Consider the following 14,045-nt stretch of genomic DNA (forward strand, 5'->3'; position numbering starts at 1 on the left):
CATTGTTCCGTCAAACCTCAAGCCACGCTGGCATAGCGCAGTCGGGAGTGGCGTTGCACCACCGCGATGTCGATGCCCTCGAGCAACCAGTGCAGCTGTTCGGCCGTCAGCGTGGGAACCGCCTCGGCCGAGGGCCAGACGAACCTGTCCTTCTCGAGACGCTTGAGCAACAGCCAGAAGCCGTTGCGCTCCCAACCCAGGATCTTTACCCGGTCGCGCCGGCGGTTGCTGAACACGTAGGCGCACGAGGCGAACGGGTCCAGGCCCAGTGCCTGCTCTACCAGCACGGCCAGGCCGTTGATGTTCAGCCGGAAGTCCACGGGCTCGCGGTGCAGGTAGACCTTCAGCCCTTCGTCGAAGCGGAACATGGCAGTCGGCTCAACATTTGCACCAGCGTCGGCAATTGCTGCAAGCTCGTCTCACCGAGATCGAGCTGCACGCCGTTGGGCAGGCGCACCTGCAACCCGACCATCGGGATCGGTGCCGCCGCCAAGGGGCTGTCATCCGGGATCACCGCCACTGCCGTAGCAGGTGCGTGGGCCATCGCGGGCGCAGCCACTGCACACTCGCGATGAGGCAGATCTTGCTCACCCTCGACGTGTACAGCAACGAATGCTGCATCGTGCGTTCGCGCGATGTCACCTGTCGGCACCTGGGCACTTCGCCGCTGGTAAGCCGTGATCCACGTCCTCAGAAGGTTTGTGTTGACACCGTGCTCCATCGCCATGCGTGCCACCGACACTCCCGGCTTGAGGCAGGCAATGATCAATTCCTTCTTGGCAGCTTCGTCGTAGACGCCGCGACCGTCACTCTTGCGTCCCACAACCAACCGGCTTCTCAACTCTGCGTACTGCTCTGTCATCTCTACATGTCCATGTTGCTCTACATGGACACGTAGCCTCACAGCTCATCGTTCACTCAACAAGGGCGTGGTTAATTGACCGCATACGACACGCTGCGGGTTCATCAGGCGCAGCGCGCCTGGCTGCGCGACAGGCTCGTAGAGCCGTTCGCCGGACCTACAGTGGTCGTGACGCACCATGCACCTCATCGCGGCTCCCTTTCACAGCGCTATGCCGATGACTGGGCTTCGGGGGCCTTCGTGAACGAGCTTCCGGATACGTTCTTTGATGTGCCCGTCCTCTGGATCCACGGTCACACGCATCAGCAGTTCGACTATCGAGTCCGTACTTGCCGGGTCGTGTGCAATCCGCGCGGCTATGTGAACTGGAGCGGAAGGATCGAGAACAAGGCGTTCAATCCTGGGCTGGTCATCGATTTGAGAGTTGTCGTCGGAGGCATCGACTCGTGAAGCCGCTCCCTCCCTCCAACTTCACGCCCGGCTAAGTTGCAGCCACCCGGTGTCGCGACTTCGATCCGCCCGGCAAACTGGTTGTTGAAATCGCCCGCATGCACGAATACTACGAAAAAGAAAAAAACCCGCAGAAGCGGGCCCAAGGCTCGCTCCCAGCGAGCAGAGAGGATGTCAAGCTGAAGGCCTGACACATCGATCATAGGCAGTTTGAGTAAAGCTCGCGGGCTTCTCCACTCGAACACGAAAACAGTAGATTGAAAAGCAATGCCAGGGCCTCGCCGCCGGTTGGCCAGATCGCTGAATCAGAGTTCTCGATCGCTAGGATCTCAGAGCCAATGGCCCTTCCATTCGGGAACGACAGAGGCAAGGTTCAACTTGAGTTCTTCGCCATCCTTCGTGAGCGACAGGCGGCGAGGCGCTGGCTCCGCAGCCGACCTAGTCCCAGGCATCGTCGACGTTAAGGAGTCCAAAGCGACTGTGCTCCGTCAACTCGAACCTTCATTCGATCAAGCGCGTCTCTTTGATCTCTGCCAGACCTTCGTGTGGCTCGACAGTAACCAGTGAAGCAACAAACAGGACCTCAGGCGGACTCTCGGGGTTCGCAACATCGGTGATGGCGACGACGCTTGGACTTCGATTTCAACCGCTCAAAATCTTCTCGCTTGAGGGATGGAAGGGCGACGTTCCGACAAGTTATGAATTGCGCCGCATCGACGAGCGACTGATGCAACAGATTCGCGATGTTGCCAATCCCTACAGCCTAAGCTACTGGAGACCAGCTAGTGATTTCGAGCAACACGGCCTTGGCTTTTGCGCCACATATCAAGACTCCATCGTCAGCATGTGCTATACGGCCTTTGCGTGGCATGGGCATCACGACATCGACATCTTGACTACTGACAGTCATCAACAAAGGGCTTGGCACGTTGGTAGCGTGCGCGTTCATCGACCACTGCCTGAAGCATGGGCAAATCCCGAACTGCGATTGCTGGACCAACAATCGCCCCTCGGTGGCTCTTGCTGAAAAATTTGGCTTCGAGGCGCGGGTGGAGGGTTCAACCTACCATGGGGTCAGGCACTGACGGCAGTCGGCCGATTGTGTTGAAAAAACTCGCCTTGAATCTTGCCTGCACTGGCGATTGATTTGGGGTCTTCTGCGTGCGCGGCCTAAGTCTCGAGCCAGACGTTCTCACTAAAGGAATACCCCATCAGATTGCCTAACGGAAGTGGCGAAAGTCCCTTCAGCTTGCTGGTATGCCCATCGATGCTGGGTAAGAACATTGGGATACCGATGCCAGCTTCCTGGTGAATCATGGTCTGCATGTCCGCGTAGTGCTGCTTGCGCTTGGTCGCATCGGTTTCGCCGCGCGCACTGAGCAGCAGTTGGTCGAACTTCTCGTTTTTCCAGCGAGACTCATTCCACGCCGCATTGGAGTGAAAAAACTGAGTGAGCAGCGTGTCAGCGCTCGGACGTGGGTTCACGTTGCCGAAGCCAACTGGACTGTTGAGCCAGTGGTTAGACCAATAGCCATCGGCTGGCATGCGCTTGATGTCAAGCTCCAATCCAATGCGCTGGCCCGTCTGCTGCATCAGCAGCGCCATCTCCAGCGAGTAGATCGCTGCGGGCGAAGCCACCACCGGCACTTTGCCAGTGATGCCGGATTTCTGCAGGTGGAACTTGGCCTTGTCGAGATCGAAGGGGCGCTGCGGCAGTCCGTCGAAGAAGAATCTGTTGGTCGGGTCGATTGGTTGATCGTTGGCGATGACTGCGTAGTCCAACGCAATAGTCTTCTTCATCTGCTCGCGGTTGAACATGTATTTCATGGCCAACGCGAAATCAGGACTCGTGCCCGGTCCCTGGTCGCGACGCATGATCAGGTTGGTATAGCCGCCCGCCTGCGTCGTGAAAATCGAAAAGCCAGGGGTGCTCTTGACGCGCTCCACGGATCGTGGGTTAACTGAGCCGATCAGGTCCAAGCCGCCTGAAAGCAATGCGTTGACGCGGGCGCTTTCGTCGCCGATGCCCACAAATTCGATCTCGTCGAGGTAGGGCTTTCCCGGCTTCCAGTAGGCCTCGTTGCGAACCACGATGGAACGCACGCCTGGCTTGAACTCCTTAAGCTTGAACGGGCCCGTGCCGATGCCGGTGTTGAAGTCGGTGGTGCCTTCCTTGACGATGTGAAAGTGAAAGGTACCGACGATCACCGGCAAATCGGCGTTGGGCGCCGACAGCACCACGGTGATCTCGTTTGGCCCCGTTGCCTTAACGCTGTCAATCTGGTCAGCCAGCGTCTTGGCCTTGGACGCGGTGGCCGGATCCTTGTGGCGCATCAATGAATAGACCACGTCGGCGGGGTTGAGCGCCTTGCCGTCGTGGAAAGTGACACCCTTGCGCAGAGTGAAGACCCAGGTCTTGGCGTCTCGACTGCTGAATGATTCGGCAAGGGCCGGTTGAGGCGTGAGGCTGCCGTCAAGCGATGTCAGGCCGTTGTAGATCATGTTGCAGCGCGAGTAGTCGGTCTGGTTCGACTGCTTGGCCGGATCCAACGTATCGGTGACGGCGGCGGTGGCGCCCGCGACGCGGATCCGGCCTCCCTTTTTTGGCGTCTGCGCGTGAGCGGACATGGCAGCGCCGGCGATGCCGCCGGCCAGCGTGGCCTGCATGCCGCACGCCATCAACATCGCGAGAATGTCGCGCCGCGTGGCGCCGCGGCGCAGAGACTCCATCATGCGGAGGCTCTCGTTGGGACCGACGAGATTTTCAAAACCGTTGTGGCTGCTGTCGTTCATGGTGGACTACTCCTGGTGAAGCCTGTGATTGAAGAGCGGAAGGGGAAGAGCCAGGTTTAGCGGGTGGCTGAGGCCAACCGATCGTCGAGTGAGCAGTTCGACGCCGACTGGACCGACGGAAATCCGGAGAGGCTGGGAAGTGACGGTCCGCCCGCTCCCGTACGAAGGTTTGGCGTCGCGACTGCCCATTTGTGGCGATGCGTTGGTCCTTGTGGACCGACATCTGCATGCCATGGCGGCTGCAGTCCATCGCCTGGTTCAGGCCGCTGGGCTGACGCCGACGCGGAATCGGTCCAGTAGGAGTCGAGCTTCATGGCGTGGGGTGGTTGGATGCGCGGAAAAAAGATCAGAGGCCGACGACGCCAGGCAGGCCGCCGATGTCCTTGATCTCGGTGTAGCCGTAGGCCGGGTTGCCCGGGCCGTGGCCGCGGTTGACGAACACCTTGTTGACGATGCCGATGTCGTTGGCCGACATCAGGTCGTAGCGCAGGCTGGACGACACGTGCAGCACGTCTTCCGGGTTGCAGCCCAGCGAGTCGAGCATGTATTCGAAGGCCTGCAGGCGCGGCTTGTAGGCCTGGGCCTGCTGCGCGGTGTAGACGCGGTGGAACGGTGCGCCGAGCATGGCCACGTTCTTCTGGATCTGGTCGTCCGAGGCGTTCGACAAAATGACCAGAGGGATTTCCTTGGCCACCTTGGCAAGACCTGCGGCCACGTCGTCGTGCGGGCCCCAGGTGGGCACGGCGTCGTAGTACTTCTGGCCGTCGCTGTCGAAGTACTGGATCTTCCATTTCTTGCACAGGCGGCGCACGGCGTTCTTCAGCACCACCTCATAGGGCTGCCACGCGCCCAGCACTTCGTCGAAGCGGTAGGCGGTGAAGTCCTCGACGAACTGGTCCATCTGCTCGGGCCGGATGCGGTCGGCAAAAAGGTCGAGGGTCAGCTCCTTCATGCGGAACCGGGTGAGGGTGCCGTAGCAGTCGAAGGTCACGTATTTGGGACGGAAGGTCATGGTCTCGAATCCTCTGTGAAGGGTGGCAAATGCGACAAATCGTTATGAAGCGAAGTGGGCCTCGAGAGGCGGTGCGTGGCGAAGCGAAGCAGTGGTTAAGGATTTGGGGGAGGCATGCCATGCGACCATGAACCTTAGTGCGCCGCACCGAAGTCGATGAGCACGCTTTTGAAGCGAAGGTTGCTCTCGACCGCCTGTCGACCGAGATCCTTGCCGATGCCTGACTGGTGGAAGCCCCCGGTGGGGATCACGAAATCCGCACTTCGGCCATATCGGTTGATCCAGATGGTGCCGGCGGAGATGCCGCGCATCGCACGGAGTGCACGGCCAATATCGGCGGTGTGGACGCCCGCTGCGAGCCCATAGTGCTCGTGTGCGGCCAGGGCCAAGCCTTCCTCCTCATCGGCGAAGGTCTGTACCGTGAGCACCGGACCGAAGATCTCTTCCTGAACTGCCGGATTGGACCCGCTGACCCTTTCGATCAGCGTGGGCTGGAAGTAGGCGCCGCCGGGACCACCGTCGTGCAGGTCACCGCCGCAACGCACGCGCGCACCCGCGTCACGGGCGCGATTGACGACGTTGAGGATGCGCTCAGCGTGCGAGGCCGAGATCATCGGCGGCAACGTGGTGTTGTCCTCCCACGTGGCGCCGGGGCGTGCTGAGGCGAGGCGTGCGGCGATCCGCTCGACCAGTGCCTCGGCGATGCCGTTTTGCACGATCAGGCGAGTACCGGCCACGCAAACCTGACCAGCGTTGCCTATGATCGAGTCGGTGATCATGCCGGCGAGGCGTTCCAGACCGGGCGCGTCGTCGAATACCAGTTGCGGGCTCTTGCCTCCTAGTTCCAGGGTCACCGGCTTGGGTCCGGTCAAGGCGCAAGCAGCCATGATGGCCGAGCCCGTTCGCGTGGATCCGGTGAATGTCATCTTCGAAATGAGGGGATGCCGCGAGAGTGCGTCACCTGTGATAGCACCGGTGCCTTGAACGATGTTGAAGAGTCCCGCCGGCACACCGGCCTCGACTGCTAGCTCGGCGAGTCGCACGGCGGAGTAGGGCGTCAGCTCGGATGGCTTGAGAACTACTGCATTTCCAGCGGCGAGCGCGGCACCGACCTTCCACGACACCATAACCAGAGGGAAGTTCCACGGCGTGATGGCGCCAACCACGCCGTAGGGTTCGGCGACGACCATGCCCAGATGGTCTTGTCGCGTCGCCGCGACCTCCCCGCCGAGCTTGTCCGCATACTCGGCGAAGAAGCGCAGGCCCTCCGCTGTGAAGGGGACATCCCACGCGATGACATCGCGCACCGGACGCGTGGAGCACACTGCTTCGAGAGGCCCGAGCCGGGCTGCGTCGACCTCGACCAGTTCCGCCCAGCGGCGCAGCACGCGTGCGCGTTCGCGAGGTGGGCGGCGCGCCCAGTCGCTCACGCGCCAAGCGCTATAAGCGTCGCGGACTGCGGTGTCCACTGTGGCGGCGTCGGCGAGGGGCAGTTCCGCATGCGGCTGGCCATCGGAGGGCCGTCGCACGACCATGCGGCCCACATCGGGGATCAGGCGTCCGCCGATGAAATGGCCCGAGGACACATGGATCTGTCGGGGGTCGAAGATTTGCATAAGTGGTCCCGAAGTGGTCAGGGCGGCATGCCATGCGAGGCATGCTGGCGCCGTATCTGCATGGATGGAATTCTGGATGTGGGGTCTCTGCTCGGGAGCAGCGGGGTCGAGTCCTGCACGCTTGAGCTGAATTTGGGGGCGTGCGACAGCACAGAATTCCTGTATCCGTGCAGCGCCAGCATCTTCTTTCGCGGCAGCCTCTGGCCACATTGCGGCGCAGGGAGCTTCCATCGACATGCAAGAAGAGAGTGGGTGCGATGGGTTCGCACAGCTCGCGTCATGAAGCTCATTCCGGCTGAATGCCGGCCTCCTTGACGTACCCGTGCCAACGAGTTGCATCGCTCTTCACGAATGCCGAAAACTGCTCTGCGGTCATGTGGGGATAGGGATTGAATCCCATGTCCAGGCATGCCTGCCGAGGCTCGGCGCTTTCCATGCGCAACCTGAATTCATCGTTGAGAAAGTCGATGATGTTTCGTGGCGTCTTGGCGGGCGCGAAGATGCCGTGCCATGTTGCAACGTCGTATTCGGTACCGATTGCACTGGCGATGGTGGGCAGTTCGGGCGCCCATTTGACGGGGTGCGCGCTGGTTACGGCAATGGCCACAAGTTGCCCAGCCTTCACGAGTGGCTTCACCGAAGACCAGGCCTCCATGTGGAAGGTGTTGCGGCCTGCTACCAGATCCGGGATAGCCTTGGTGTCCTTGTAGGGCACATGCAGAAGTTCAGGCAGATCGAGCTTGCGCGCCAGTACTGCACCTGCGATGTGTGAAGAGGTGCCCGCGCCGTACGAGCTGTAGCTCGCGGCTTTGGAGTTGCGTTCCAGGTAGCGCCGCAGCTCGGCGAAGTTCCTTACTCCGAGGCTCGCACTCACCACCAGCACCAGCGCCAACTCGACGGTGCGCGCGGCTGGAATGAACTCGCGCGGCTCGTAGGGGAGCTTTTTGTAGATGAAAGGGTTGATCACGAAAGGCGTCGCTGTTGTGTAGAGCAGCACCGAGCCGTCCGGACGGCTCTTGCCGACATGGGCCGTACCGATGCTGGCGCCGGCGCCCGGCTTGTTGTCGACGATGAAACGCCCTGGGTACCTCGCATTGAGCCCATTCGTCATCAGGCGAGCCATGTAGTCGGTGCTGCTGCCTGCACCGAAGGGCACGATGACGCTGACGGATTGGGTTGGGTATCCGCCTGTCGACACCGACGCTTGTGCGCCCGCATACGGGAGCATCGCGGCCGCGGGTACGAGCCGCAGGACGTGGCGTCGGGAGACGCTCGTCACGCGACCACCTCGGGAAGCGTCGGAAACTGTGCGCGCAGGTCGCGATACACGCGGTACACGTCCGCCGCGCCCCCGTCCACCGGTGCGACGTTGTCCTTCAGGACAGTGAACAGATGATGCTTGACATAGTGCGCCCAAGAAACGGGAACCGCTCGCGCGATGGCAGCGAAGGCTTTGTAGCGCTGCGGTGTCCACACGCTTTCGAAGCGGCTGCGACCGGGACCGAAGTGAAAATGCCCAGCGGAAGGTCCTTGCCGGTCGCTTCGCAAAGCATGCGTGGCATGGACGTCGAGTTGCATGGCCGGGGCGACGACGACGCCGTAGTCGCTACGCGCTCTTTCAGGTGACACAAAACCGCATCGCACATCGTGCAGTACCGCGTCCACCGGCCGCCTGAACGGGTCGCCATGGCCGCCGCCGCCCGGTCCCTGCACGCGGATCACGTCGCCTGGCGCGCAAGGCACCACGTCCATGTTGCGCAGTTCGACGGCTTGAGGCGTATCGGGGTTCTTGGTAAAGCGCGAGTTCGCGCCCGCGTGGCCGCCGAGCACGCCCCAGGCGGCGATGTCCGTGCGGTTGCGGTTTCGTGCAGTGACCACCGCGTTGGGCGAGAGCACGCGGAACTCAAGCGTTGCCGCGTTGCCACCCCGCCGCTCGCCAGCGCCGCCCGTGTCGGAAACCAGGCCATAGCGCAAGATCTCGATCGGCACTTCGGCCTCATTGATTTCCACGGGAGTGTTCTTCAGGAAGGCGGAGTTTGCGCCGCAGCCCTCGACTCCATCACGTTCTGGCCCACCGCCTGCGCCGCCGCCGCAAGGGCCGATGGACGACAGGACTGGCCGGCCATCCGCGGAAATAGTCTTCACGTTGAGGTTGCTCGAGCCTCCGGCCGGGCATGCCGGCAGCAACTGCGGCAGAACCTGGCTGAACAGGCCGAATGTGCACGCCTGCAACACCGCGCTGGTGAGACTGCGCATGCCCACGGCTGCCGGGTGCCGCGGATTGACGATGGTTCCTTCCGGGAGAATGCCATTGCATGGCCGGACGGTGCCGGCGTTCAGCACGTTGAGGGGCGCCAGCGAGTGCAGCACGTAGATGAGCCCCACAGTAATCACCGCGTGGCGCGGATTGCCGCCGGTTGGGACGTTAAGTGCGGAAGCCACTTGCGGGTCGCTGCCGGTAAAGTCGAGCTCGAGTTCGTCGCCCCGGATGCGCAGCGTAATCGCGATGCGGCACGGAAAACCGTTGGGCGAGTCTTCATCGGCGTACTCCGAAAAGAAGTACTCACCGTCGGGCATGGTTTGAATAAGACTTCGCGTTTGTTGTTCGGCGTAGTCGAGGAGCTGCTCCGTACCCTCCACGAACTCATCGATGCCGAAGCGATCCACGATCTCGTGCACCTTGCGTTCGCCGGTATTGAGGCACGCGATCTGCGCATTCAGATCGCCCCGATTGAGCTCGGGCGCACGCACGTTCGTCTCGAGGATCTGCAAAATCTTCGGGTCTATCACGCCGTCGCGAGCCAGCAGCATTGGCGGGATGCGCACGCCTTCCTGGTGCACCTCGGTCAATGCGCGCGACAGCGAAGCCGGCACCGCTCCGCCCATGTCAGTGTTGTGAATGTGGTTCCCAAGGAAGCACACGAGGCGTCCCGAGTGGAATACAGGCTTCCAGAGGTGCACGTCCGGCGTGTGCGTTGACACGAAGCCGCTATACGGGTCGTTCGTGATGTAGATGTCGCCCTCCCGGTAGTCATCGAACAGCTTGATGACAGGGCCGTAGTCCAGCCCCGTGTACCACGTGGCGCCCAGGGTGCGCGGGGAGGCGAAGGTCTGGCCGCTCGGGGTCAAAAGCTGCGCCGAAAAATCTTCAGTCTCCTTCACGAAGCTGGAGTAGGCTGTGCGCATCAGGGTGTAGCCCATGCTTTCGGCCGCAGCCATGCAGTGGTTGGCCAGTACCTGCAACTGGGTGTTTTCGATCGGCATCTCAGGCTCCTTTCACGATGCGCAGGTTGGAGTAGGCGTCCACGGTGCAGTGATAGCCTGGCAACACGACGGTGGTGGTGTCGTCTTGGGCCACGATGGCAGGGCCGGTGAACTGCATGCCGGGCAGGGCCTTTGCCCGGAAGTAGAGCGCCACTTCCCTGAACTGGCCGTCCATCCATACGGTGATCGAACGCTCGGGTGTAACGGTCCCCGGGGTCAGCACCTGCTGCGAGAAGCGCGGCTTCTCGTGTCGGCCCGTCACCAGCACGCGCAGGCTCACCACCTGCACCGGCGCTGACTCGTCGGCGTGTCCGTAGATCCGGTGGTGCTCCTGGTGGAACGCTCTGGAGAACGCATCGACATTGCCACTCGCGAGATCGGCAGCAGTCAACGGGGTCTGGAGTTCGAACGACTGGCCCCGATAGCGCATCTCTGCAGAGTAGGTGAGCGTCGAGCCATCGGTATTCCCCTGCTCGTTGCGTAGCCACTCGAGCGCACGCTGCGTCAACACGTCGTACTCCTTGCGGATGACATCCATCGACGCTGCGGCGAGGTCCACGTACACGGTCTTGAGGAACTCGTTCTTCAAGTCAGCAATCAAACCGCCGAGCGCGCTGAGAGTGCCGGGCGAGTGCGGCACCACCACTTCCTTCACGTTGAGCTCGCGCGCCAAATAGCAGGCCATCATTGGCCCAGCACCACCGAAGGCCATGAGGGAGAACTCGCGCAGATCGATGCCGTAGCGCGAGACCAGGCCGCTTACTTCGGCATACATACCCGAGATCGCGATCTGGATGATCGCTTCCGCCACTCTCTCCGTGGGCACCTTCAGCTTCTCGGCCAGTTCGCCTACCACTCTGCGAGATGCGGCCGAATCAACAGACACTGCCTGATACCCTAGGGCGGAGTGCCCCACGATTCCGCAGACGACGAAGGCGTCGGTGATAGTCGCCCGGGTGCCGCCGCGACCGTAGCAAGCGGGCCCCGGGCGCGAGCCCGCGCTGTCCGGTCCGACCTTGAGGACACCCTGGTCATCCACCCACGCGATCGAGCCGCCACCTTCACCCACCGACGAGACGGAAACCGAAGGAATGTGAATCTGAAAGTCGCCGATCAATTCACCTACGCCGTATTGCGGCTTGCCGTCGACGATCACCGCGATGTCCGCGCTCGTGCCGCCGATGTCCAAGCTCAGACAACGCGGAATGCCGCTCGTCGCGGCGAGGTGACTCGCGCCGATCACGCCCGCCGCGGTACCGGAAAGGAGCATCTGCACGCATTCCGTCTTGCCTTGCTCGGCGCTCATGATGCCGCCGTTCGACTTGGTAAGGTGCGCCTCCGCCGTCACGCCCACGTCCTTGAGCGCCTTCTGAAGTGAGCCCAAATAGTGCGAGACCCTCGGCTGCACGTAGGCGCCGATCACGGCGGTAATTGTGCGCTCGTATTCCCGGATGATGGGCCAGGTTTCGGCGGAGCAGAAGACGGGCAGGTCGGGGGCCAGCGTTTGGACGATCGCCTTCACGCGGTGTTCGTGATCCGGATTGCGGTACGAGTGCAACAGCGAAATCACGATACCTTCAGCGCCTGCCGCACGAGCCTGCGCAAGCGCATCGGAGACGCTCCCCTCGTCCAATGGCGTGCGGACCGCGCCATCCGGTCCGATTCGCTCAGCGATGCCGTAGACCATATCGCGCGAGATCAGCGGGTCCGGTCGCCGCGACAGCAGGTGGTACATGTCGGTCGTCTTCAGACGACCCAGTTCCAACACGTCCGAGAAGTTGAGGGTCGTCAGCAAGGCCAGACGTAGGCCCTTGCGCTGGATCACGGCGTTGATCCCCACGGTGGTGCCGTGCGTGAAATAGCTGATCTGGCTCGGCTGGATGCCGTAGCGCTCGCCGAGCATCTGGATTCCGGCGATCACCTCGGAGCCCGGTTCGTCCGGGCGCGAGAATACCTTCATGCTGCTGATGGTGCGGGTCTCGTCGTCATACACCGCGAAGTCGGTGAACGACCCGCCAATGTCAACGCCTACTCTGTAGCCCATGGCCTGGTCTTTCCATAAAGTGGTGGGTGCAGGTATTAGATTTAGTAGAGAGCAAGGCGTCGAGGCAAAATAATCCATGCCCCATTCATTTCCGTAATGAAGATCTCCCGCAAAAAGCGGCTGCCCCCGGCGGCCAACATGGAAGCCTTCCTGGCGGTTGCGCGCTTGCGCAGCGTGACGTTGGCTGCGGAAGAGCTCTTTCTGACGCAAGGCGCCGTGAGCCGGCAAATCCTCGACCTGGAAAAGTTCGTTGGCATCAGCCTGTTTTCCCGGGGATCGCACGGGCTCGAGCTGACGACTGCCGGGCAACATCTCGCGGTCGAGTTGCAACCGGCTCTGGGGCGTCTGGAGGAGGTGTTCGCGTCGCTGAAGACTCCTGGACGCGACACCCTCAATGTTTCGATCACACCAAGCCTGGGCGTTGAAGTCATCACCCGCGACATCAACAATTTCCTCAGAGACCACCCCGACTACCTGATCAACTTTTTCACTCGCGTGGGTGATGTGGAGATCGAGGAGGAAGATGGCCTCGACGCTGCGGTGGTTTCCGGTGAACCGCGGTCCAAAGGGGGGCATCCTGAGTTGCTCTGCTCGCCACCGTTCTATGCGTATATCTCAACGGGGCTGCTGCCGCGCGATACGGTATGTGACCTCACGACCCTCTACCAGCACAAGTTGATCGGTCAGATGCGCCACGCTCAAGCCTGGCCCCAATACCTGCAGCGGCTGGGGCTGGTGTTTTCCCCAGACATGATCGGTGCGAACCACTCGATGCTTGGCACTGCCGCGCAGGCCGTGCTTAACGGTTCCGGCATCGCGCTCCTGCCGGAATTCATGGCCGCGCGGCACGTGGCCGCTGGCACGATGCGTCGCGTCTGCGATGTCGCTTACGTGCCGCGACTTTCCTCCTACTATCTCGTGTCGAAGAAGAGCGTGCGCGATCGACCCATCTATCTCCAGTTCCGGGCATGGCTGGTGGAACTGTGCGGGACCATCGATAAGGCATCTGTCGCGGCGCAAGACTGACGCGGCGGCAGCTTCACCTCCGCTTCGCTGCGGCTTGAGAGAAGCACTCGGAGAAGCCTTTTGCCAGCATGCTCCGCGGCTGTCCGCCCTGGTGCACGAGATAGGTTGGAAACACGATCTCGGGAGAGAACCGTCTCGCCACAATCGGCAGGTGCGCGTGGTCCGCAACGGCGAGCGGGTTCGCGATGGTCACCCCGAGTCCAAGCGCCACCAGTTGGCAGATCGCCGACGCGAAGTGCGATTCGTAGCCCGGGATGCGCTCGTCGCCATAGGTCTGAAACATGTCGTCGATCGCTTTGCGCATGGCATCGTGCGGCGAGAGCGACAGAAATACTTCGCCAGCGAGATCGATGGGCTTCAAAGCGGCGGTTCCGCGCGCGAGTCGGTGCTTCGAGGGCACGATGCAAACACCCACGCCCTGATGCGCGACCTCATATTCGATGCCAGGACTTTGAAGAATGTCGGAAGCGACGCCGATATCGCCTTGCCCTGCCGCCATCGCGTGGCACACGGCGATCGATTCCGCAACTTGCAACGAGACCGTCACGTCTGGAAAGCGCCGGGCAAATAGCCGCAAAGCCTGCGGCACCAGCACCATCGAATGCGAGGGCACGCCCCAGACGCGCAGGTGGCCGGCGCCCCGCCGACCCAAAGTTGCGGCGGAGTGTTCCAGCGAACGCAGTCCTGCGAAGGCGCGCTCGACGTCCCTGAAGAACACCTCTCCCTCTCGCGTGGGTACAAGCTTTCCCGCAATGCGCTCGAACAAACTAAGCCCGAGGCGCCGCTCCAGTTGCGAAATGACACGGCTTACGTTCGGCTGGGTGGTGCTCAGATCCTTGGCGGCCTGCGTCATCGAACCTGAGAGCATCACCGCCCGGAACGCTTCGACTTGGCGGAAGTTGAGCATGGCTGATGCTATATCAAATCCGTATGGACACGTGTGATGAATTGATTGGCGCGAGGACGAGTGATTGCCTA

The 14,045-nt window shown here is 61.8% G+C and carries 11 protein-coding genes and 1 pseudogene; 3 read left to right on the plus strand and 9 right to left on the minus strand.

The window, feature by feature from the left end:
* Nucleotides 1–17: 17 nt before the first annotated feature.
* Both tnpB and ABL840_RS37095 read right to left on the minus strand, forming a co-directional pair.
* Nucleotides 18–368 (minus strand): IS66 family insertion sequence element accessory protein TnpB, encoded by a 351-nt coding sequence (tnpB, locus tag ABL840_RS37090; RefSeq protein ID WP_093307515.1) that lies wholly within the window; start codon nucleotides 366–368, stop codon nucleotides 18–20.
* The gene (locus tag ABL840_RS37095; RefSeq protein WP_093308105.1) at nucleotides 344–862 is read right to left on the minus strand and encodes a transposase; all 519 of its coding nucleotides are present in this window, start codon (nucleotides 860–862) and stop codon (nucleotides 344–346) included. The genes tnpB and ABL840_RS37095 overlap by 25 nt, the downstream gene beginning before the upstream one ends.
* Nucleotides 863–937: 75 nt before the next feature.
* Between ABL840_RS37095 and ABL840_RS37100 the strand changes: the two genes are divergently transcribed.
* Both ABL840_RS37100 and ABL840_RS37105 read left to right on the plus strand, forming a co-directional pair.
* Nucleotides 938–1,312, plus strand: coding sequence for a hypothetical protein (locus ABL840_RS37100; protein ID WP_418116136.1), 375 nt, complete (start codon nucleotides 938–940; stop codon nucleotides 1,310–1,312).
* 616 nt (nucleotides 1,313–1,928) lie between these two features.
* Nucleotides 1,929–2,397: pseudogene (locus tag ABL840_RS37105) on the plus strand (GNAT family N-acetyltransferase).
* Between the two features lie 85 nt (nucleotides 2,398–2,482).
* Here ABL840_RS37105 and ABL840_RS37110 read toward each other — a convergent pair.
* The 6 genes from ABL840_RS37110 to ABL840_RS37135 all read right to left on the minus strand — a co-directional run bounded on the left by ABL840_RS37110 (nucleotide 2,483) and on the right by ABL840_RS37135 (nucleotide 12,041).
* Complete coding sequence (locus ABL840_RS37110; RefSeq protein ID WP_093299942.1) at nucleotides 2,483–4,105, minus strand: ABC transporter substrate-binding protein; 1,623 nt, start codon at nucleotides 4,103–4,105, stop codon at nucleotides 2,483–2,485.
* A 346-nt stretch (nucleotides 4,106–4,451) separates the two neighbouring features.
* Nucleotides 4,452–5,117, minus strand: a complete 666-nt coding sequence (locus ABL840_RS37115) for a haloacid dehalogenase type II (protein WP_093299944.1) — start codon at nucleotides 5,115–5,117, stop codon at nucleotides 4,452–4,454.
* Between the two features lie 134 nt (nucleotides 5,118–5,251).
* Nucleotides 5,252–6,733: an aldehyde dehydrogenase family protein gene (locus tag ABL840_RS37120; protein WP_093299945.1), complete on the minus strand. Its 1,482-nt coding sequence runs from the start codon at nucleotides 6,731–6,733 to the stop codon at nucleotides 5,252–5,254.
* 286 nt (nucleotides 6,734–7,019) lie between these two features.
* Complete coding sequence (locus ABL840_RS37125) at nucleotides 7,020–8,012, minus strand: tripartite tricarboxylate transporter substrate binding protein (protein WP_143042900.1); 993 nt, start codon at nucleotides 8,010–8,012, stop codon at nucleotides 7,020–7,022.
* Nucleotides 8,009–9,997: a hydantoinase B/oxoprolinase family protein gene (locus ABL840_RS37130; protein ID WP_093299948.1), complete on the minus strand. Its 1,989-nt coding sequence runs from the start codon at nucleotides 9,995–9,997 to the stop codon at nucleotides 8,009–8,011. The genes ABL840_RS37125 and ABL840_RS37130 overlap by 4 nt, the downstream gene beginning before the upstream one ends.
* Nucleotide 9,998: 1 nt before the next feature.
* Entirely contained in the window at nucleotides 9,999–12,041 is a 2,043-nt protein-coding gene (locus ABL840_RS37135; protein WP_093299950.1) for a hydantoinase/oxoprolinase family protein, read from the minus strand.
* 96 nt (nucleotides 12,042–12,137) lie between these two features.
* Here ABL840_RS37135 and ABL840_RS37140 point away from each other — a divergent pair, with 96 nt between their 5' ends.
* Nucleotides 12,138–13,067 (plus strand): LysR family transcriptional regulator, encoded by a 930-nt coding sequence (locus tag ABL840_RS37140; RefSeq protein WP_093299951.1) that lies wholly within the window; start codon nucleotides 12,138–12,140, stop codon nucleotides 13,065–13,067.
* 13 nt (nucleotides 13,068–13,080) lie between these two features.
* Here ABL840_RS37140 and ABL840_RS37145 read toward each other — a convergent pair whose 3' ends face one another.
* Nucleotides 13,081–13,974, minus strand: a complete 894-nt coding sequence (locus tag ABL840_RS37145; protein WP_093299953.1) for a LysR substrate-binding domain-containing protein — start codon at nucleotides 13,972–13,974, stop codon at nucleotides 13,081–13,083.
* Nucleotides 13,975–14,045 lie beyond the last annotated feature (71 nt).

The organism is Variovorax sp. NFACC27 (assembly GCF_048301545.1).
GTDB lineage: Bacteria > Pseudomonadota > Gammaproteobacteria > Burkholderiales > Burkholderiaceae_C > Variovorax > Variovorax gossypii.

Bases quoted from the DNA above. Each gene is read 5' to 3' on its own strand.
- tnpB (WP_093307515.1), bottom strand. From the start codon at position 368: ATGTTCCGCTTCGACGAAGGGCTGAAGGTCTACCTGCACCGCGAGCCC.
- ABL840_RS37095 (WP_093308105.1), bottom strand. From the start codon at position 862: ATGACAGAGCAGTACGCAGAGTTGAGAAGCCGGTTGGTTGTGGGACGC.
- ABL840_RS37110 (WP_093299942.1), bottom strand. From the start codon at position 4,105: ATGAACGACAGCAGCCACAACGGTTTTGAAAATCTCGTCGGTCCCAAC.
- ABL840_RS37115 (WP_093299944.1), bottom strand. From the start codon at position 5,117: ATGACCTTCCGTCCCAAATACGTGACCTTCGACTGCTACGGCACCCTC.
- ABL840_RS37120 (WP_093299945.1), bottom strand. From the start codon at position 6,733: ATGCAAATCTTCGACCCCCGACAGATCCATGTGTCCTCGGGCCATTTC.
- ABL840_RS37130 (WP_093299948.1), bottom strand. From the start codon at position 9,997: ATGCCGATCGAAAACACCCAGTTGCAGGTACTGGCCAACCACTGCATG.
- ABL840_RS37135 (WP_093299950.1), bottom strand. From the start codon at position 12,041: ATGGGCTACAGAGTAGGCGTTGACATTGGCGGGTCGTTCACCGACTTC.
- ABL840_RS37140 (WP_093299951.1), top strand. From the start codon at position 12,138: ATGAAGATCTCCCGCAAAAAGCGGCTGCCCCCGGCGGCCAACATGGAA.
- ABL840_RS37145 (WP_093299953.1), bottom strand. From the start codon at position 13,974: ATGCTCAACTTCCGCCAAGTCGAAGCGTTCCGGGCGGTGATGCTCTCA.